This is a genomic window from Paraburkholderia phenazinium, from assembly GCF_900141745.1.
Taxonomy (GTDB): domain Bacteria; phylum Pseudomonadota; class Gammaproteobacteria; order Burkholderiales; family Burkholderiaceae; genus Paraburkholderia; species Paraburkholderia phenazinium_B.
In genome coordinates, this window is the sequence record NZ_FSRM01000001.1 from 2,362,480 (window position 1) to 2,381,755 (window position 19,276).

A 19,276-nucleotide genomic window follows, 5' to 3' on the forward strand; every position below is an offset into this window, starting at 1 on the left:
CAAGCCTATGCGCCGTTCTGCGCGGCTGCGTGCACGCTGCCTGTCCGGCAACTGGGGACGTCGCATTACAATAGCGGTCATGACCCGAACTGTGCTGCTTGCCCTCGATACGTCGACCGAATTCTGCTCGGTCGCGCTTCTGTCCGCCGCCGTCGACGCGGCGGGCGCCTCCGCCTCCGAACCGCGCACGTGGGTGCGTCATGAGGCGACCGGTGCGGTGTCCAGCACGCGCCTGTTGCCCGCAATCCGCGAACTGTTCGACGAAGCCGGCCTCAAGCTCGCTGATTGCGACGCGATTGCCTTCGGGGCGGGGCCTGGATCGTTCACGGGCCTGCGGACCGCGACCGGTGTTGCCCAGGGGCTCGCTTTCGGCCTGAATTGCCCGGTGGTGCCAATCGGTACGCTGCTCGCCTGCGCCGAGAGCGCGCGTTTGCGCGATCCGTCCGTCAAGCGGGTGCTGGCGGCGCTCGACGCCCGCATGGACGAGGTGTATTGGGCCGATTACGCATGGGATGACGCACAAGGCGAATGGCGCACCGTCCAGCCGGCGTCACTTGATGCGCCGGACCGCCTGAGCTTGCCCGATGCGCCGTTTACGCTTGTGGGTAACGCTGCCGCAGCATTCGGCGCGCGCCTTGTGGCCACAACGGTGGCGCAGGTGATCGACGGTGACGCGCTCCCGCATGCGTTGCCGCTCGCGTTCGCGGCGCTGCGCGCGCTGCGCGCCGGCCGTACGGTTCCGGCAGAGCTTGCCGCGCCCGAGTATGTGCGAAACAAGGTTGCGCAGACTACGGCAGAACGGATGGCGGATAAGGCTGAGAAAGCGGCCAAGGCGGAACAGGCGGCGGAACAGGCTGCGAAACATACGGCGCCTCAGGCAGCGGATCAGTCAGCCAACCAGGCATCTCCACACCCGGCATCGCAAGGCGAGGGCGGACGATGAGCGGCGTGTTGCTGGCGGACCGCTACATGTCGCCAATGACCGAAGGCGATCTCGACGAGGTCGCTATCATCGAAAAGGCGGCGTACGAATTTCCATGGAGCCGCGGCAATTTTGAAGATTCGCTGCGCAACGGCTATTTCGGCGTGTGCCTGCGTCATGTCACGGGTAGCCTGATCGGCTACTGCGTGCTGATGCCGGTGGTCGACGAGATGCATCTGCTGAATCTGTGCGTGGCGCCCGCCGCGCAAGGTGTGGGCGCGGGCCTGTCGCTGCTGCGCGAAGCGGTGCGTATCACGCGCAACGAAAAACTTGACGGGCTGCTGCTCGAAGTGCGGCCTTCGAACCACCGGGCTATCCGGCTCTATGAACGCTTCGGCTTCGCTTCGATCGGCCGTCGCAAGAACTATTATCCGGCGCGGCATCGCAGCCGGGAGGATGCCATCGTGATGCGTTTTTCTTTTGTCAGGGAGGGCGCAGATGGCGCTGCATGAATCCGCTTTGGAAGAGTTCGGCCTCGCACCGATGTGGGTGCGTCGCGGAATGGGGCAGGCGAGTGACGGCGAGGCTGCGTCGGCGGCCGCGGCACCTGAAACTGCAGTTGCAGCGCCTGCTGCAGACGTCGGTAATGTGCCGCAAAGCCTCAGACAGGAGACCGTGCCTGCCGAACGTGTCGAAGTTGATCAGCGTTCTTCGGTGCGCCAGGACGACCTGCCGCCGCGAGCGCCCGAACGCGGCACGCCCGCCGCGACACCGCGTGCACCCGCTGCGCGTCCCGAACAGACTGTACATACCGCCCGCTCCGACGCTGCCTCATCGTCCGCCCCGCCTGACGACGATTTCGCCTGGTTCGACGACCTGCCGAGCCAGCCGCCGTCCGGGGCGCCCCTGGTACCCGCCGAGGCGCGCGCGAAACCATCGTCGGTCGACTCCCTCGACTGGGATGCGCTCGCCGAACGCGTGGCTGGCTGCCAGCAATGCCGCTTGTGCGAGAAGCGCACCAACACGGTATTTGGCGTCGGCGATCGCAACGCCGACTGGATGCTGATCGGCGAAGCGCCAGGCGAAAACGAGGATCGTCAGGGCGAGCCGTTCGTCGGCCAGGCCGGCAAGCTGCTCGACAACATGCTGCGTTCGCTGACGCTCGCGCGTGACACTAACGTCTACATCGCCAACGTGATCAAATGCCGGCCGCCCGGCAACCGCAATCCCGAGCCGGACGAGGTTATGCGTTGCGAGCCGTATCTGCAGCGTCAGGTCGCGCTCGTCAAGCCGAAGCTGATCGTTGCGCTCGGCCGTTTCGCAGCACAGAGTCTTCTGAAGACCGACGCGAGTATTTCGTCGCTGCGCGGCCGCGTGCATACCTATGAGGGCGTGCCGGTCATCGTGAGCTATCACCCGGCCTATCTGCTGCGCAGCCTGGCCGACAAGTCGAAGGCGTGGGCCGATCTGTGTCTCGCCCGCGACACGTGGCTCAAGGCGGCCGAAACGACTGCCAGAACAACGGCCGACTGATGAACGGGATCCGGCCGGCAGCGCTTCCGGCCGCTGCGCCTGCGGCGCAATGGGATGCGCTGTGCCAGCCGGTTGTGCGCGATCTCGCCTGGCTACTGTTCAGCGCGGATCTGTTGCGCGAGCAACCACCAGTGGGGATGCTCGCCCGCGCCTTCGAAACCTCCGACGAGCTCGCTGCCACAATCGCCTGGTTGCACGCTCTCGATGCCGATCCGACCGGGTTGCAACGCGACATCGCAGCGGCCCGCCTCACCCGTCTTGGCCGTTACGCGGAGTGTCTGCTCGCATGGTTCCTGCAGCATGGCCCCACCGCGCGTCTCATCGCGGCGAACGTACCTCTGCGGCGCGCGGGTCTGACCTTGGGTGAATGTGACTTTCTGGTGCAGACGCAAGCGGGTCGGCGTCTGCACTGGGAACTGGCCGTCAAGTGCTATCTGCACGCAGGAGACTCGCGCGCGCAACTGGCGGACTATGTCGGCCCGAATCTGCAGGACCGCTTCGATCTGAAACTGAGCCACCTGCTCGATCATCAGTTGCCGCTCAGCGCGCGCGTCGAGTTCGCCTCACTGGGGCACGTGGGTCCGTGGGAACCGCAGATGTTTATCAAGGGCTGGCTGTTCTACCCGCTAGGGCAATGGCAACGGCACGAACGGGACGAGCCGGCCGGCGATCCCGCGGAAATCGATCCGGCCCATGCACGCGGCTGGTGGACGACGCGCACGGACTGGCCGGCTTTCGCGGCCGGCCATGCGCAGGCGTGGCGGGTTTTGCCGCGGCTAGAGTGGCTCGCGCCGCGCAGGCATGAGCCGGGGGCGGCGGAAGCGGAAGGCATTGCATTTGTCGATGCACTTGCCCTGAACGAGCGCGTGGCGCATCAAAACGGCCCGACCATGGTCGCGGCCTTCTGGATCGACGACGCGGGCCGTTGGGTCGAGCGCTCCCGTGGTTTTATCGTGCCGGACGACTGGCCGCAGAAAGCGCAGGCATTCGCGCGGCAGTGAACCTCAGCGGGTGCCGCTCGCAGCGACACCGGCCGGCTCAACTCACCACCAGCGATAAAAATGATGCACGGGCCCGACGCCACGGCCGACGTCGAGTTGATCGCTGGCCTCAAGCGCGCCGGTCAGATACGCCTTCGCATCCGCTACAGCAGCCGCGAGGTCGTCGCGCTGCGGGATCAGCGCCGCAATCGCCGATGACAGCGTGCAGCCGGTCCCATGCGTGTTCGTCACCGGCACGCGCCGCGCGCCGAGTCGCAGCGTGCCCGACTCCTGCACGAGCCAGTCCGGGCTGTCGGAAGCCGCGAGATGGCCGCCTTTCATCAGCACTGCGCGGGCGCCGAGCGCCCGCAACGCTTCACCTTGTTCGATCATGCCTGCTTCGTCGATGGCAGCGGTAAGGCCCAGTAAGGCAGCCGCTTCCGGCAGATTCGGCGTCAGCAGGTCGGCGAGCGGCAGCAACTCGTCGCGCACCACGGCAACCGCGTCGGGTAACAGCAGCGCGTGATTGCTCTTGGAGATCATCACGGTATCGAGCACGACGTGCTTCGGCCGATGGCGCCGTAGCGCCTCGGCGACAGCCCGCGCCACCTCGGCGTTCGCTAGCATGCCGATCTTCACCGCGTCGATGCGGATATCGTCGAAGACCGCGTCGAGTTGCGCCGTGACGAATGCCGGCTCGGGCGTATGAATCGCCGTCACGCCGCGTGTGTTTTGCGCCGTCAGCGCGGTAATCACGCTCGCGCCGTAGGCACCGAGCGCCGAAAAGGCTTTGAGGTCGGCCTGAATGCCGGCGCCGCCGCCGGAGTCGGAGCCGGCGATCGTCAGGACGTTGGGAATCCGTTGAGTCATGAAAGTGCTGCTGCGTCAGTGTTTCACTTCGCCGATCAGCGCGACCGAGTCGAACGCGCGCTGGTTCGCCTGGTGGCGCCGCATCACGAACCACATCATCACGCACACGAAGGTGCCGAACAGCACGATAACCGCCGACACCGGCACGTCGAGCCACACCAGCACCGCGTACAGGCACAGCATTACGAGCACCGAGAGGTTTTCGTTGAAGTTTTGCACAGCGATAGAGTGACCCGCGGAAAGCAGCACGTGGCCGCGATGCTGCAACAGCGCATTCATCGGTACCACGAAAAATCCCGACAGGCCGCCAACGATCATCAGGAAAATATACGCAAGGATCAGATAGCCCGACACGTGCATATGGCCGAAGTAAAAGCCCCAATGAGCGGGAAACAGGTTGCGCGTATAGAAGGCCATCATCATCACCGCGATGCCCATCGCGATGCCGACCGGCAATACCGAAAGGGACTTCTTGAGCGGCACGCGCGAGGCCGCGAAGATCGCGCCCGCTGCCACGCCGACGGCCACGACCGCCTGCAGGATCGCGCCTTCGGACAACGACATGCCGAGCGACACTTCGGCCCACTTCAGCACGATGAACTGCAGCGTCGCGCCGGCACCCCAGAACAGCGTGGTGACCGCGAGCGAGATCTGTCCCAGCTTGTCGTGCCAGAGAATCAGGAAGCAGTCCGCAAAATCGGTGACGAGCTTGACTGGGCCTCGCTCCTGTTTCGGATAGCGGGCACCGGTGTCGGGAATGCGCAGATTGAAGAGTGCGGCGACCACGTAGATCGCCATGATCACCAGCATGGCCGCTTCGGCTGGCGTGTCGACGGTCGGAATGTGGTGCTTGAGAATGTGCGAGGCGATATGCGGGCTGATCAACGCACCGCCTAATACGGTGCCAAGAATGATCGAACCGACCGTGGTGCCTTCGATCCAGCCGTTGGCGGCGACGAGGCGGTCAGGCGGCAGCAGTTCGGTGAGGATGCCGTATTTGGCGGGCGAGTAGGCCGCTGCCCCAAAGCCGACGATACCGTACGCAATCAATGGATGCGCGCCGATCAGCATCGTGAAGCAGCCGACCACCTTGATGGTATTGGTGACGAACATGACACGCCCTTTCGGACGCGAATCGGCGAAGGCGCCGACGAAGGCAGCGAGGACGACGTACGACAGCACAAAGAACAACTTGAGCAGCGGCGTCATCCAGTTTGGGGCGTGAAGATCTTTCAGCAGTGCAATTGCAGCGATCAGAAGCGCATTGTCGGCCAGCGACGAAAAAAACTGCGCGGCCATGATGGTGTAAAAACCTTTTTTCATCTGATGCGATGCTGTCCTCGCTGCGGTCTGTCCGCCCCGGCCGTGTGCAAGGCGTCCGGGCTTATGCCGTTCGAAATGGGTTGTGCGCACGGCTTTATATCACGAAAATAGCTGGATTCGGACTAGCAGAATCCTTGATCGCACCGCCCAGCGGGCTCCTGAGCGCTGAAAACGCACTGTAAGCTCCTGATTCGCAAGCGTCTTTACGAAAACATCCCATGCCGCGCCCCCTCTCAGCCACGATTCACACCGCAGCGCTCGCCAATAACCTCGCCGTCGTCCGTCGTTATGCCCCAAATTCGAAAATCTGGGCTGTCGTCAAAGCCAATGCTTACGGACATGGCCTCGCAAGAGCCTTTCCCGGTTTACGCGCAACGGACGGCTTTGGATTGCTCGACCTCGAAGAAGCCGTGAAGTTGCGTGAATTGGGCTGGGCCGGGCCAATTCTTTTGCTCGAAGGCTTTTTTCGCCCCACCGACATTGATGTGATCGATCGTTACAGCCTCAGCACGGCGCTGCATTCGGACGAACAGTTGCGCATGCTGGAAATGGCGCGCCTGTCTAAACCCGTCAATATCCAGCTGAAAATGAATAGCGGCATGAATCGCCTCGGCTATACGCCGGAGCGGTTCCGGGCGGCGTGGGAGAGGGCGCGTGCGTGTCAGGGAGTGGGTCAGATTACGCTGATGACGCATTTCTCGGACGCTGACAGCGACCGCGGCGTTGCCCATCAGATGGACACGTTCGAGCGCGGCGCGCAGGGCATCGCGGGGGCACGCAGTCTCGCCAACTCGGCGGCCACGCTATGGCACCCGTCGTCGCATTTCGACTGGGTGCGCCCGGGCATCATTCTGTACGGTGCTTCACCGTCGGGCTTCACCGCTGCGATCGAGGGTACGGGACTGCAACCCGCCATGACGCTCGCCTCGGAGCTGATCGCGGTGCAGAACGTCGCCGAGGGCCAGACCGTCGGTTATGGCTCGATTTTCAAGGCGCGCAGCCCGATGCGCATCGGCGTGGTGGCGTGCGGTTATGCGGACGGCTATCCGCGAGTTGCGCCGGATGGCACGCCGGTGATCGTCGATGGGATACGGACACGGGTCGTCGGCCGGGTGTCGATGGATATGCTGACCGTCGACCTGACGCCGTGCCCGACGGCCGGTGTCGGTTCGCGCGTCGAGTTGTGGGGCAACGCACTGCCGATCGACGACGTCGCCAAGGCGTGCGGCACCATTGGCTACGAGCTGATGTGTGCGGTGGCGCCGCGCGTGCCGGTGCGAGCGGAATAGGCGGGCGCGTGGCTAAACCGAAGACGATGTACACCTGCACCGAATGTGGCGGGCAGGCGCCCAAGTGGCAGGGTCAGTGCCCGGCATGTCATGCATGGAATACGCTGGTAGAGACGGTGGCCGAGTCGCCGTCCGCGCACCGCTTCCAGTCGCTCGCCAAAAGTGCCCCAGTGCAGCGCCTCGCGGATATCGAGGCGTCGGACGTGCCGCGCTTTTCGACCGGCGTCAGCGAATTCGATCGCGTGCTGGGCGGCGGCCTGGTGCCGGGCGGGGTGGTGCTGATCGGTGGCGATCCGGGAATCGGCAAATCGACCTTGTTGCTGCAGTCGCTCGGGGAAATCGCCCACGAGCGGCGCGCGCTTTATATCAGCGGCGAAGAATCGGCTGCGCAGATTGCGTTGCGGGCGCAACGGCTTTCGCTGCTCGATCCCGGCTCCAAGGCCAGTGAACTCAGACTACTCGCCGAGATCCAGCTCGAAAAAATCCAGGCGACCATCGAAAGCGAACGGCCCGAGGTCGCCGTGATCGATTCGATCCAGACGGTCTACTCCGAGGCGCTTACGTCGGCACCAGGCTCGGTCGCGCAGGTGCGCGAATGCGCGGCGCAATTGACGCGGATTGCCAAACAATCCGGCACCGCGATCATCATGGTCGGCCACGTGACCAAGGAAGGCAATCTGGCGGGCCCGCGGGTGCTCGAGCATATCGTCGACACCGTCCTGTATTTTGAAGGCGACACGCATTCGTCGTTCCGCCTTGTGCGCGCGTTCAAGAACCGCTTCGGCGCAGTCAACGAACTCGGTGTGTTCGCCATGACCGAGCGCGGACTGCGCGGTGTGGCAAATCCGTCGGCGCTGTTTCTCTCGCAGCACGAGCAGGTCGTGCCTGGCTCGTGCGTGCTGGTGACGCAGGAAGGCTCGCGGCCGCTGCTCGTCGAAGTGCAGGCGCTGGTGGATGCGGCCAATGTGCCGAATCCACGCCGTCTCGCGGTGGGGCTGGAGCAGAACCGTCTGGCGATGCTGCTGGCGGTGCTGCATCGGCACGCCGGGATCGCCTGCTTCGATCAGGACGTCTTTCTGAACGCCGTGGGCGGCGTCAAGATCACGGAGCCAGCGGCGGACCTCGCGGTGCTGCTGGCGATTCACTCGTCAATGCGTAACAAACCACTACCCAAGGGTTTGATCGTGTTCGGCGAAGTGGGGCTCGCCGGAGAGATCCGGCCCTCGCCGCGCGGCCAGGACCGCCTCAAGGAAGCGGCCAAGCTGGGCTTCTCGATCGCGTTGATTCCTAAGGCGAATGCGCCGAAACAGCCGATCGACGGCTTACAGGTTATTGCGGTAGACCGGCTCGAACAGGCTATCGACCGTATCAGAACGCTAGAGTAGGCGTCGTTTGCGGAGCATTTTTGCAGCAGGCGCCGCGTAATGCTCCGTAAATAACCGCGTATTGGATGTAACCCACGCAACACTCGTATTCCCTAAGCTGGTCAGGTCTGCCATCCCTCTTGAGCGGAAAAGGATCGCGCCTTGAAACAGTCTCACGAAACAGTGCCCGAGCGTCCCATGCAAGTCCGCGGTTGCCGCGTGTCTGCGCCCATCCGCCAGCCTTGGGGTGGCGCGTGCCGGATCGTCGAATGGATCGACACCACGGGCCAGATTTCGCGCCGCGTCGTGGCTGAAAACGTCACCGCGGATGAAGTGCGTGCCACCATCGACCGTCACGTCGAGGGACGGAAATACATGTTGTACGACGACGAACGGGCGCCGCGTCAGACTTTGCCGCGGCGTTAAATGCGGCGAGGCGGGGGCTGCAGGCTGGAGCTAGGTGCTGCCTGGGCTGGACCTGTGCCTGCGCCTGAGGCCTGCGATCTGATTCGCCTTTAGCCTGGCCGCCCGTCTCCGTCATCGGCCGCTTCACTGGCTTCTTCGTCCGCGCCGGGTTCCGCTTTGGGATTGAATAGCGGATGTTGGGCTGCCTCCGCTGGTCTCAGCACCGGCGACACACAGCAATCGAGCGGTTCCAGCAAGCGCACCCAATCTTCCAGCGGACGGCCAGCGATCAGGGTGGTCATGTCCTGTATCAGCGCGAGCGCATCGGGTCCGCCGATGGCCTGCCCCACGCTCCAATGCCGATACGCCCATTCCGGACGATCAAGCGCGTGGCACAGCGTTTCCCAGAACTTGAGTTCGAGCGCTCCGACCGCGAGCCAGCGGCCGTCCTGCGTCCGATACAGGTTGTAGCAGGCCACACCACCGTTCAGCAGACCACCGCCGGCTGGCGGCGCGTCGCCGTCGTTGGCGAGCGAGACACGGGCGAGGAAGTTGTTCGCGTGGGTGGCGTGTGTCATCGATACGTCGACGAAGCGGCCGTTGCCGCCGCGTGCCACCTGCCACAGCGCCGCGAGAATCTGCTCGACCGCGCTTGCGGCGCCGCCCAGCAGATCGGCAATCTGGAAGTTCGGCAGGATCGGCGCGCCGTCGCGCGCCGCCAGTTGCTCGAGGACGCCTGCGTAGCTGACGTAATTCAGATCGTGGCCGGCCTGACGGGCGAAGGGGCCCGTCGAACCGTAGCCGGTGATAGCGCAGTAGACGAGCTTCGGATTGAGCACGCTCAGGTTGTCGTAGCCGATGTCCAGCCGGTCCATCACGCCCGGCCGGAAGCTCTCGATCAGCACGTCGGCTTCCCGGGCCAGCGCGCGCAGTACGGTGCGTCCCGCTTCGGACTTGAGGTCGAGGCGCGTCTCGCGCTTGCCGCGGTTGACCATGCGATAGAAGGCGCCGGGACGGCCGGCGACCCGGTCGCTCGAGGCCTGCAGCATCGTGCGCGTCGGGTCCCCGGCGCCCGGGGCTTCGATCTTCAGTACATCCGCGCCCATTTCCGCGAGACGCAGAGCCGCGACCGGGCCGGGCAGCAGGCGCGTCAGGTCAAGGACGCGCAGGCCATGCAATGCAGCGGGAGACGTCAATGCCAACCTCCTCTCTCTGGAAAACGCCAGACCACCCAAAGTTTGCCGCCCCGCAGTAAGTCCCCTTGGGGGCGCGCCTCCGGGCACTAGCGCGAAGCGACAGGGCGGGGCGCTTGTTCTGAAGCCGGCGCGCCCAGCGCAGCGTCCTCATCCGATCTGTTCAAGTTCCTCGTGAGTATCGAGCCATTCGGCTTCGAGCGCTTCGAGGCGCGCATTCACATCCGCCTGACGGCGGATCGCCTCCGTCAGCCTGGTCTTCTGTTCAGGATCGTAACTCGCCGGATCCGCGACGAACGCATCCAGCGTCGCTTTTTCGGCGTTCAGCGCGTCCATTTCCTTTTCGATCTTGCCAATGCGATTCTGCAGCGGCTTTTTCAGCTGCGAGAGCTTCTGGCGCGTTTCGGCGTCCTGACGGCGCTGCTCCTTGCGGTTTGCAGCGTTGTCTTCGCCATTGCCGCTATTGCTACCACTGCCGCTATTCGCTGCGCCTGCCGCGTTGCCGGCACTCCCGGCCTTCAGCGCGGCGCGCTGTTCGGCAGCATGCTGCAGCAGCCAGTCGCGGTAATCGTCGAGGTCGCCGTCGAACGGCTGCAGCCGGTGTTTCGCCACCAGCATGAATTGATCGGTGGTAGCGCGCAACAGGTGGCGATCGTGCGAGACGAGGATTAGTGTGCCTTCGAACTGGGCAAGCGCCATGGTCAACGCGTGACGCGTTTCCAGATCCAGGTGATTGGTCGGTTCGTCGAGCAGCAGCAGATTCGGCTTTTGCCAGATAACCAACGCCAGCGCGAGACGCGCTTTCTCGCCTCCTGAAAACGGTGCGATCGCGGCGGTTGCCATTTCCCCGGAGAAGTTGAAGCCGCCGAGGTAGTCGCGCAACTCCTGCTCTCGCGTGTCGGGCGCAAGCCGGGCCAGATGCTGCAGCGCCGAGTCTTGCGGGCGCAGCGTTTCGAGTTGATGCTGCGCGAAGTAGCCGATGCGCAGCCCCTTGCCTTCGCGAACGTCGCCGCCGAGCGCTTCGAGCGTGCCCGCGAGCGTCTTGATGAGCGTTGATTTACCCTGGCCGTTCGCGCCGAGCAGGCCGATGCGCTGGCCGTTCTGGATCGACAGCGTGACGTGCTCGACAATCGGAATCTCGCCGCTTTCGTTGCGATAGCCGCAGCGCACGCTCTCCATCACCATCATCGGGTTGGGGGCGGAGTCAGGTGTACGGAACTCGAACGTGAACGGCGATGAAGCGTGGGCCGGCGCGATCAGTTCCATCTTTTCAAGTGCCTTCACCCGGCTCTGCGCCTGGCGCGCCTTGGTAGCCTGCGCCTTGAAGCGGTTGATGTAGCTCTGCAGATGTTCGACCGTGCGCCGCTGCTTCTCATACGCGCTTTGCTGCAGGGCGATCTGCTGTGCGCGCAGGATTTCGAATTGCGAATAGTTGCCGCCGTAGCGCTTGATCTGCTGTTGCTCCAGATGCAGCGTGACATTGCACACCGAATCGAGAAATTCCCGGTCGTGCGAAATCACGATCAGCGTGCCCGGATAGCGATGCAGCCAGTCTTCGAGCCAGACGATGGCGTCGAGGTCCAGGTGGTTGGTCGGCTCGTCGAGCAGCAGCAGGTCGGAGCGGCACATCAGCGCCTGAGCCAGGTTCAGGCGCATGCGCCAGCCGCCGGAGAAGCTTGTCACCGGCAAGCGCGTCTGCTCGAGCGTGAAGCCCAGGCCGAGCAGCAGCGCTTCGGCGCGCGCCGGGGCGGTATAGCCGTCGGCGTCGGCAAAGGCCGCGTGTGCTTCGCCTTCCGCGGCGCCGTCGTGTGCGGCCGAGGCGGCAGCAATCGCTGCCTCGATGGCGCGCAGCGCGGCGTCGCCGTCCAGCGTGTAGGCGAGCGCGGTCTTGTCGACGGCGGGGGTTTCCTGCGCCACATGGGCGATCTGCCAGGCGGGCGGCATGGAAAAGCCGCCGCCGTCCGCGTGCAGTTCGCCGAGCAGCACGGCAAACAGGGTCGACTTGCCCGCGCCGTTCGCCCCGACCAGCCCGGCTTTCTCGCCGGGGTTCAGGGTGAAGGTGGTTTGTTCGAAGAGCGGCTTGGTGCCGCGCGCGAGACTGAACTGGTTAAAGCGGATCACTAAGAGGGGCCGGCTTGGAAAAAACGCTATTTTAGACCGCCGGAGGCTAGCCAGGCATCGGCCATTCGGCTAACTGTGCAAGTAGGGCTTTTAGCTTAGACTGACGCCTTTCACCACTATGTTGCATGGGACTGGAGTCAGCGCTTTGCATGGGACCGGAGTAGCGCGCTAAAGAGCGAACTCGGGGGGCATCTGAAGCGCTAGAATCCGGTCGACAACGGAGGGGACCATGACGTCAATTTATTCGTTCTCGGCGCGCACGCTCGGCGGCGAGGAGGTGAGTCTTGACCGTTATCGCGGCAAGGTGCTGCTGATCGTCAATACGGCGAGCGAGTGCGGCTTCACTCCGCAATATGCGGGGCTTCAGAAACTGTACGAAACCTACGTGGGGCGCGACTTCGAGATTCTCGGCTTCCCGTGCAACCAGTTCGGCAAACAGGAGCCGGGTGACGCAACGCAGATCGGCAGCTTCTGCGAGAAGAACTACGGCGTGAGCTTCCCGATGTTCGACAAGATCGACGTGAACGGTGCCAACGCCCACCCGCTGTACCGCTATCTGACCGGTGAGGCGCCCGGTCTGCTGGGGCTGGAGGGTATCAAGTGGAATTTCACCAAGTTTCTGGTGAGCCGTGATGGCACAGTCGTCAAACGCTATGCACCTGTGACCAAACCCGAATCGATTACCGGCGAGATCGAAAAGCTGCTTTAGGGGCGGGCGGCGGCGCCTGCGCAACACAGGCGATTCCGGCTCCTAAAGAATCGGCGAGAACAACCTTGCAACGTGCATCGTCACGCGTCTGAATGCAGGCGCCTGGCGGTACTCGTTACGGTCGATCTCGTAGGATTCGGCGAAATCGCGCGTGAGCATCGCTTCGACTTCGGTGGCGAAGCCGCGGTCCACGGTCAGCACCATGATCTCGAAGTTCAACCGGAACGAGCGGTTGTCGAGATTCGCGCTGCCGATTGCCGCGGCGACCGTATCGATCAGCACCACCTTCTGATGCAGGAAGCCAGGCCGGTAGCGGAAGATGCGGATGCCGGCGTTGACCGAGTCGTAGGCATAGAGCTTTGACGCTTCGAACACGACGTAGTGGTCGCGCCGGCTCGGAATCAGGATGCGCACGTCCACGCCGCGCAGCACCGCGAGCCGTAGTGCTGAAAACACCGCTTCGTCTGGCACGAGATAAGGCGTGGTGATCCAGATCCGCTCGCGCGCCGCGTTGATTGCTTCGACGAAGAACAGCGAACAGGTTTCCTGCTTGTCGGCGGGGCCGGTAGGCATGACGATGCAATGCATGCCCTCATCGGTCGCTTCGTAAGACGGCATATCGAGCGGCGGGAGCGTCTGGGTGGCCCAGTACCAGTCTTCCGTGAACACGAACTGGATGCTGGCGACCACCGGCCCGCGCACCTCGATATGCGTATCGCGCCACGGCGAAAGCGGTGGCTTGGCGCCGAGATATTCCACGCCGACGTTATGTCCGCCGACAAACGCTCGCTCGCCGTCCACCGAGACGATCTTGCGGTGATTACGGAAGTTGAGCTGGAAGCGGTTGACGAAGCGCCGGTTGGTGGCGAACGGATGCACCTCGACGCCACCGGCCCGTAGCCTGGCCACATAGCTGTGCGGCAGATCGAAGCTGCCGATGCTGTCGTAGAGAAAATAGATGCGCACACCTTGTGCTGCTTTGGCGAGCAGCGCGTCCTTCAGCATCTCGCCGAGCGAATCGTCGCGCACGATGAAGAACTGAACGACGATGTAGCTGCGTGCCTGGTCGATGGCTTCGAGGATCGCAGCAAAGGTTGCCTCGCCGTTCACCAGCGTGCGCACGGAGTTGCCAGGCAGGAATGGCATGCCGCCCAGACGCGTCAGCGAGCTTACGAGCCGGGGGCCGAGCTCGTCGGTCGGCCGCCCGGCTGACGAGGCCTGCTCGTCCCACGCGTGGGGATGGGCCTGGGTGCGCAGTGACTCGTTTTCGATACGGCGCGCGTCGGCGTAACCGCGGAACTTGCTGCGTCCGAGGAACAGGTAAGGCACTACCGTCAGGTACGGCATGGCTACCAGCGATACCGCCCATGCCACCGCGCCCTGGGAGGTACGCGTGTTGAGAATGGCATGGCACGCCGCGATCACGCCCAGCAGATGGGCGAGAAGGACGAGCGGTGCGATATGAAGGAGGTCGAATTGCATAGGCGCGCGGAGAATTTTTATGCGCTTCCCGATGGTTCGGCATGAGGGCAGGGAAGTCGATCGCGCTCATCTTACCGAACCCGTTCGCCTTGCGGTCGGGTTAGGTGGATTCTTTGCTGTTCCGGGCAAATTACCCCGGCAGATCAGCCGCCTGAATGAGAAACACGTTGTCGTCTCCGGCGCTGGTCGACAGCCAGACGAGGTCGAGGCCGCCAAACGCCGCTTCCACATTCGCGCGCTCGTTGCCGATCTCGATCACCAGCACGCCATCCTCGGTCAGCCAGTTGCGTGCCTCGCCAATAATCCGGCGCACGATGTCCATGCCGTCCGCGCCGCCCGCCAGCGCCATCTCCGGTTCATGCCGGTACTCGGCCGGCAGCGTCGCCATGGACTCCGCGTTGACGTACGGCGGATTGGCGATGATCACATCGTAGCGGCGCTCAGGCAACGGTTCGAACAGGTCGCCTTCAAACAGGGCAATGCGATCGTCGAGCTTGTACTCGTCGACATTGCGCGTCGCCACTTCCAGCGCCGGCTTCGACAGATCGACGGCGTCGATATCGGCGTTCGGGAATGCATGCGCGGCGAGAATCGCGAGGCACCCGGAACCGGTGCACAACTCAAGCACCGCGCCGACCTGCTCGGGATCTTCGACATACGGCTGCAAGCCGTCCTGCAGCAGTTCTCCGATGAACGAGCGCGGCACGATCACGCGTTCGTCCACGTGGAAACGGAAACCATGCATCCACGCTTCCTGCGTGATGTACGCGGCCGGCACGCGTTCGGCGGCACGGCGCTCGATCACGCTCAACACGGCGTCGATTTCCGCCGCGGTCAGTTTTGCGTCGAGAAACGGCTCGAGCAGATCCAGCGGCAGATGCAGCGAGTGCAGCACGAGGTAGGCGGCTTCGTCGTAAGCGTTGGCCGACACGTGGCCGAACGACAGTTCGGCCTGGTTAAAGCGCGTCACTGCGAAACGCAGCAGATCGCGGACGGTGGAAAACGGGAGCGTCATCGCGGGGGTGTCCTTGGCGGGCCTGGGTTAAGCGGCTTAAGCGATCAGTTGTTCGAGTACGCGCCGGTACACGTTCTTGAGCGGCTCGATATGGGAGACGTCGATATGCTCGTCGATCTTGTGGATGGTGGCGTTCAGCGGGCCGAACTCGACCACCTGTTCGCAGATGCGGGCAATGAAACGGCCGTCGGAGGTGCCACCCGTGGTCGACAGTTCGGTGCTTACGCCGGTTTCGTCCTTGATTGCCTTGGCGAGTGCGTTCGACAGGTCGCCGCGCGGTGTCAGGAACGGCAGACCGCTCACCGACCATTGCAGATCGTATTCGAGACCGTGTTTGTCGAGGATGGCGTGCACGCGGCTTTGCAGCCCTTCAACCGTGCTCGCTGTCGAAAAACGGAAGTTGAACATTACCTCCGCGTGGCCCGGAATCACGTTGCTCGCGCCCGTGCCGCTGTGGATGTTCGACACCTGCCATGTGGTGGGCGGGAAGTATTCGTTGCCGTCGTCCCAGCGCTCGGCCACCAGTTCCGCCAGCGCGGGCGCCAGCAGATGCACGGGGTTCTTCGCCAGATGCGGATAGGCGATATGACCTTGCACACCTTTGACCGTGAGCTTGCCGGACATCGAGCCGCGCCGGCCGTTCTTCACCATGTCGCCGAACTGTGCGCTCGAAGTCGGCTCGCCCACGATGCAGTAGTCGAGTCGCTCGCCACGCTCCTTCAGCGCTTCGACGACCTTCACGGTGCCGTCGGTGGCGGGACCTTCCTCGTCGCTCGTAATCAGAAGCGCGATCGAGCCGCGATGCGCCGGATGCGCCGCCACGAACTCTTCGCTTGCCACCACGAAGCCTGCAATCGAGGTCTTCATGTCAGCCGCACCGCGTCCGTAGAGCATGCCGTCGCGATGGGTCGGCTCGAAGGGCGGCGAGCTCCATTGTTCGAGAGGGCCGGTTGGCACCACGTCGGTGTGGCCGGCGAACACGAGCAGCTTGCCGCGCGTGCCGTCGACGCCGCGTTTGACAGCCCAGAGGTTCGTCACGCCATGCGATTCGATGGTCTCGCACTCGAAGCCGAGCGCCGCGAGGCGCTCGATCAGGATGCGCTGGCAATGCTGGTCGTCGGGCGTAACGGAGGCGCGCGCGATCAGTTGTTCGGTAAGGGCAAGGGTGCCGGACATGGATTCAGTACTAGCCACTTTGAAATGAAAAAATGCCGGCTGCGAGTGAATCGCCGCAGCCGGCAACAGCTTCTTGTGCACGCGACGCCTGGGCCATTACTACCACCCGCCACAGGCATCGTGTTCAACGCGTTTCTTGACCGACCGATTCCGGCGCGTGCCCGGCGAAGCGGGTAACGCGATCAGGATCGGTGTTCAGCCGAACAACGTCTCGTACTCTTCCGCAGAAAAACCGAGCGTCTTGACCCGCCCGTTGACCACGACCACCGGCCGCTTGATCACCGAAGGCTTGTGGATCATCAACGCAATCGCGCCCGGCTCCGTGTCCGCGGCGACCTTCATGTCGTCCGACAGACCACGCCATGTCGTACCGCGCCGGTTCAGCAAGGCGTCGAGCTTGACGTCTTTGAGCCAGTCCTGCACGAGCGGTGCGGTGACGCCGGCCTTCTTGAAATCGTGAAACTCGAACTCGACGCCGTGCTCTTCCAGCCACACGCGGGCTTTCTTCACGGTGTCGCAGTTCGGGATGCCGTAGACCACAGTCTTGTTGGCGCGTGCCATCAATCGCCTCGCAGCAACTCGTTGAGACCGACCTTGGCGCGCGTTTTCGCGTCGACCTTCTTGACGATCACCGCGCAGTACAGGCTATGCGAGCCGTCCTTCGACGGCAGGTTGCCGGCCACCACCACCGAACCTGCCGGGATGCGGCCATACGTGACTTCGCCAGTTTCGCGGTCGTAAATCTTGGTGCTCTGGCCGAGGTACACGCCCATCGAGATCACCGAGTTTTCTTCGACGATCACGCCTTCCACGACTTCCGAGCGTGCGCCGATAAAGCAGTTGTCTTCGATGATGACCGGGTTGGCCTGCAGCGGCTCCAGCACGCCGCCGATGCCCACGCCACCCGACAGGTGAACGTTCTTGCCGATCTGCGCACACGAGCCGACGGTGGCCCACGTATCGACCATCGTCCCTTCGTCGACGTATGCGCCAATGTTGGTGTACGACGGCATCAGCACGACGTTCTTCGCGATGAACGAGCCACGGCGTGCGATGGCGGGCGGCACCACGCGGAAGCCGCCGGCGGCGAAGTCTTCAGCGGTGTAGTTCGCAAACTTCGAGGGCACCTTGTCGTAGAACTGGGAGTAGCCACCAGCCGGCATCGGCGCGTTGTCTTCCAGACGGAACGACAGCAGCACCGCTTTCTTCAGCCATTGATTGACGACCCATTCGCCGTTTTTCTTTTCGGCGACGCGCAGCAGACCCTTGTCGAGTTGCTCGATGGCGTGTGCGACGGCCTCACGCACGTCGGCGGGGGCGGCTTTCGGCGACAGGTCTGCGCGGTTTTCCCAGGCGGTATCGATGATCTGCTGAAGTTGTTGCGACATATTCGTGGCTTATCGAGGATTAAAGAGTTGAAGTCTGAGGAAGAGGGGCTGCATGCCGGGCGCGTTTAGCGCGCGAGCGCATGGCAAAAATCGACGATCCGCTGCGCGCCTTCGGTGCACTCGTCGACATCGGCGACCAGCGCGAGGCGCACGAAATTGCGGCCGGGGTTCGTGTCGTGCGCAGTGCGCGCGAGGTACGAGCCCGGCAGAACCGTCACATTATAGTCGGCGTAGAGACGCTGGGCGAACTCGGTATCCGTCAGGCCAGTGCGCGCTACATTGCACCACAGGTAGAAGGCGGCATCGGGCAGGCGCACGTCGAGCACGTCGGCAATCATCGGCGTAACGGTGGCAAATTTCTGCACGTATTTCGCGCGGTTCTCGCGCACATGCGTCTCGTCGTTCCAGGCCGCGATACTCGCAGTCTGGTACACGGTCGACAAGGCGGCGCCGTGGTATGTCCGGTATAGCAGGAACTGCTTGAGGATCGCCGCGTCGCCGGCGACGAAGCCCGAGCGCATGCCCGGCACGTTAGAGCGCTTCGACAGGCTCGAGAGCATCACGATGCGCTCGAAGCCGCGGCCCAGCTTGTGCGCTGCCTCGAGCGCGCCAAGCGGCGGTTTGGCTTCGTCGAAATAGATTTCCGAGTAGCACTCGTCGGAGGCAATCACGAAGCCATAACGGTCGGACAGTGCAAACAGTTCGCGCCAGTCCTCGAGCGTCAGCACCGCGCCGGTCGGGTTGCCCGGCGAACAGACGTAGAGCAGTTGCGTGCGTGCCCAGATGTCGGCTGGCACGGCCGAATAATCACAGGCGAAATTGCGGGCCGGATCGCTGTTGACGAAATACGGCTGCGCGCCGGCCAGCAAAGCTGCGCCTTCGTAGATCTGGTAGAACGGGTTCGGGCAGAGTACGATCGCGGGCTCGCCCGCTGCGTTTCGCTTCGGGTCGATCACGGTCTGCGCGAGCGCAAACAACGCCTCGCGGGAGCCGGCAACCGGCAGCACTTCAGTGGCCGGATCGACGGGCGGCAGGTTGTAGCGCTTCGTGATCCAGTTCGCAATCGACTCGCGCAACGCCGGTGAACCGAGCGTGGCCGGATACACCGCCAGGCCGCCGAGCGAAGCGATCACCGCGTCGCGGATCAGCGCCGGGGTCGGATGTTTCGGTTCGCCAATGCCGAAGCTGATGTGCGAGAGATTGGCTGGCGGCGTGACGTCCTTGAAAAGCAGACGCAGCTTTTCGAACGGATAGGACTGGAGGGTGTCGAGTAGCGGGTTCACTTGGCGGATCGAGCCTGATCGAAAACGGGCGGAGACAGGTGAGGGGCACGCGCGGCGGCGGCAATCATCGTCGCATCGATCGGGACGGTGAAATGACGGCACAGGCGGCGGATCGGTGATTATAGCGTGGTGCGACGGGCCTGGCGCCTGGCTGGCCCCGCTGGATCACTCGGGCGCCGCGTGCGAAGACTACTGGCGAAGCGGCCCACCTCAGACGGCCGCG

Annotated in this window: 18 protein-coding genes; 8 read left to right on the forward strand and 10 right to left on the reverse strand. The window is 63.7% G+C overall.

The genetic code is table 11. From position 1 onward, the window contains the following. Positions 1-79: 79 nt before the first annotated feature. The 4 genes from tsaB to BUS06_RS10810 are packed head-to-tail and all read left to right on the forward strand — an operon-like array spanning position 80 to position 3,456. The gene (gene tsaB / locus BUS06_RS10795; RefSeq protein ID WP_074266024.1) at positions 80-943 is read left to right on the forward strand and encodes a tRNA (adenosine(37)-N6)-threonylcarbamoyltransferase complex dimerization subunit type 1 TsaB; all 864 of its coding nucleotides are present in this window, start codon (positions 80-82) and stop codon (positions 941-943) included. After that, positions 940-1,434 carry a ribosomal protein S18-alanine N-acetyltransferase gene (gene rimI, locus BUS06_RS10800; RefSeq protein ID WP_074264256.1) on the forward strand — a complete coding sequence of 165 codons (495 nt, stop codon included), beginning with the start codon at positions 940-942 and terminating at the stop codon, positions 1,432-1,434. The genes tsaB and rimI overlap by 4 nt, the downstream gene beginning before the upstream one ends. Beyond that, on the forward strand, positions 1,421-2,455 hold the full coding sequence (locus BUS06_RS10805) for a uracil-DNA glycosylase (RefSeq protein ID WP_074264257.1): 1,035 nt from the start codon (positions 1,421-1,423) through the stop codon (positions 2,453-2,455). The genes rimI and BUS06_RS10805 overlap by 14 nt, the downstream gene beginning before the upstream one ends. After that, positions 2,452-3,456, forward strand: coding sequence for a DUF1853 family protein (locus BUS06_RS10810; RefSeq protein WP_429287171.1), 1,005 nt, complete (start codon positions 2,452-2,454; stop codon positions 3,454-3,456). The genes BUS06_RS10805 and BUS06_RS10810 overlap by 4 nt, the downstream gene beginning before the upstream one ends. 42 nt (positions 3,457-3,498) lie before the next feature. On the opposite strand, the gene thiD is transcribed toward BUS06_RS10810, so the two are convergent. After that, complete coding sequence (gene thiD, locus BUS06_RS10815; protein ID WP_074264259.1) at positions 3,499-4,305, reverse strand: bifunctional hydroxymethylpyrimidine kinase/phosphomethylpyrimidine kinase; 807 nt, start codon at positions 4,303-4,305, stop codon at positions 3,499-3,501. A 15-nt stretch (positions 4,306-4,320) separates the two neighbouring features. After that, positions 4,321-5,628, reverse strand: a complete 1,308-nt coding sequence (gene lplT, locus BUS06_RS10820; protein WP_074264260.1) for a lysophospholipid transporter LplT — start codon at positions 5,626-5,628, stop codon at positions 4,321-4,323. A 218-nt stretch (positions 5,629-5,846) separates the two neighbouring features. Between lplT and alr the strand changes: the two genes are divergently transcribed. From alr to BUS06_RS10835, 3 genes are all read left to right on the forward strand, one after another. Next, positions 5,847-6,917, forward strand: a complete 1,071-nt coding sequence (gene alr / locus BUS06_RS10825; protein ID WP_074264261.1) for an alanine racemase — start codon at positions 5,847-5,849, stop codon at positions 6,915-6,917. A gap of 8 nt (positions 6,918-6,925) precedes the next feature. Then, entirely contained in the window at positions 6,926-8,302 is a 1,377-nt protein-coding gene (radA, locus tag BUS06_RS10830; RefSeq protein ID WP_074266025.1) for a DNA repair protein RadA, read from the forward strand. A gap of 141 nt (positions 8,303-8,443) precedes the next feature. Next, a complete protein-coding gene (locus tag BUS06_RS10835; protein WP_074264262.1) occupies positions 8,444-8,707 on the forward strand; it encodes a DUF2866 domain-containing protein in 264 nt (87 codons plus the stop codon). Positions 8,708-8,796: 89 nt separating this feature from the next. On the opposite strand, the gene BUS06_RS10840 is transcribed toward BUS06_RS10835, so the two are convergent. Further along, a complete protein-coding gene (locus BUS06_RS10840) occupies positions 8,797-9,864 on the reverse strand; it encodes a CaiB/BaiF CoA transferase family protein (protein WP_074266026.1) in 1,068 nt (355 codons plus the stop codon). A gap of 165 nt (positions 9,865-10,029) precedes the next feature. Beyond that, positions 10,030-12,000: an ATP-binding cassette domain-containing protein gene (locus BUS06_RS10845; RefSeq protein ID WP_074264263.1), complete on the reverse strand. Its 1,971-nt coding sequence runs from the start codon at positions 11,998-12,000 to the stop codon at positions 10,030-10,032. Positions 12,001-12,229: 229 nt separating this feature from the next. Between BUS06_RS10845 and BUS06_RS10850 the strand changes: the two genes are divergently transcribed. Further along, on the forward strand, positions 12,230-12,709 hold the full coding sequence (locus BUS06_RS10850; RefSeq protein WP_074264264.1) for a glutathione peroxidase: 480 nt from the start codon (positions 12,230-12,232) through the stop codon (positions 12,707-12,709). Between the two features lie 42 nt (positions 12,710-12,751). Here the strand turns inward: BUS06_RS10850 and cls are convergent, their stop codons facing one another. The 6 genes from cls to dapC all read right to left on the reverse strand — a co-directional run bounded on the left by cls (position 12,752) and on the right by dapC (position 19,053). Continuing rightward, positions 12,752-14,191 (reverse strand): cardiolipin synthase, encoded by a 1,440-nt coding sequence (cls, locus tag BUS06_RS10855; RefSeq protein ID WP_074264265.1) that lies wholly within the window; start codon positions 14,189-14,191, stop codon positions 12,752-12,754. A gap of 130 nt (positions 14,192-14,321) precedes the next feature. Continuing rightward, positions 14,322-15,206: a 50S ribosomal protein L3 N(5)-glutamine methyltransferase gene (gene prmB, locus BUS06_RS10860; protein WP_074264266.1), complete on the reverse strand. Its 885-nt coding sequence runs from the start codon at positions 15,204-15,206 to the stop codon at positions 14,322-14,324. Between the two features lie 36 nt (positions 15,207-15,242). Next, entirely contained in the window at positions 15,243-16,382 is a 1,140-nt protein-coding gene (gene dapE / locus BUS06_RS10865; protein WP_074266027.1) for a succinyl-diaminopimelate desuccinylase, read from the reverse strand. A gap of 195 nt (positions 16,383-16,577) precedes the next feature. After that, positions 16,578-16,943 (reverse strand): ArsC family reductase, encoded by a 366-nt coding sequence (locus BUS06_RS10870; protein WP_074264267.1) that lies wholly within the window; start codon positions 16,941-16,943, stop codon positions 16,578-16,580. Continuing rightward, positions 16,943-17,770, reverse strand: coding sequence for a 2,3,4,5-tetrahydropyridine-2,6-dicarboxylate N-succinyltransferase (gene dapD, locus BUS06_RS10875; RefSeq protein WP_074264268.1), 828 nt, complete (start codon positions 17,768-17,770; stop codon positions 16,943-16,945). Before dapD ends, BUS06_RS10870 begins: the two co-directional genes overlap by 1 nt. A 65-nt stretch (positions 17,771-17,835) precedes the next feature. Next, positions 17,836-19,053 carry a succinyldiaminopimelate transaminase gene (dapC, locus tag BUS06_RS10880; protein ID WP_074264269.1) on the reverse strand — a complete coding sequence of 406 codons (1,218 nt, stop codon included), beginning with the start codon at positions 19,051-19,053 and terminating at the stop codon, positions 17,836-17,838. Positions 19,054-19,276 lie beyond the last annotated feature (223 nt).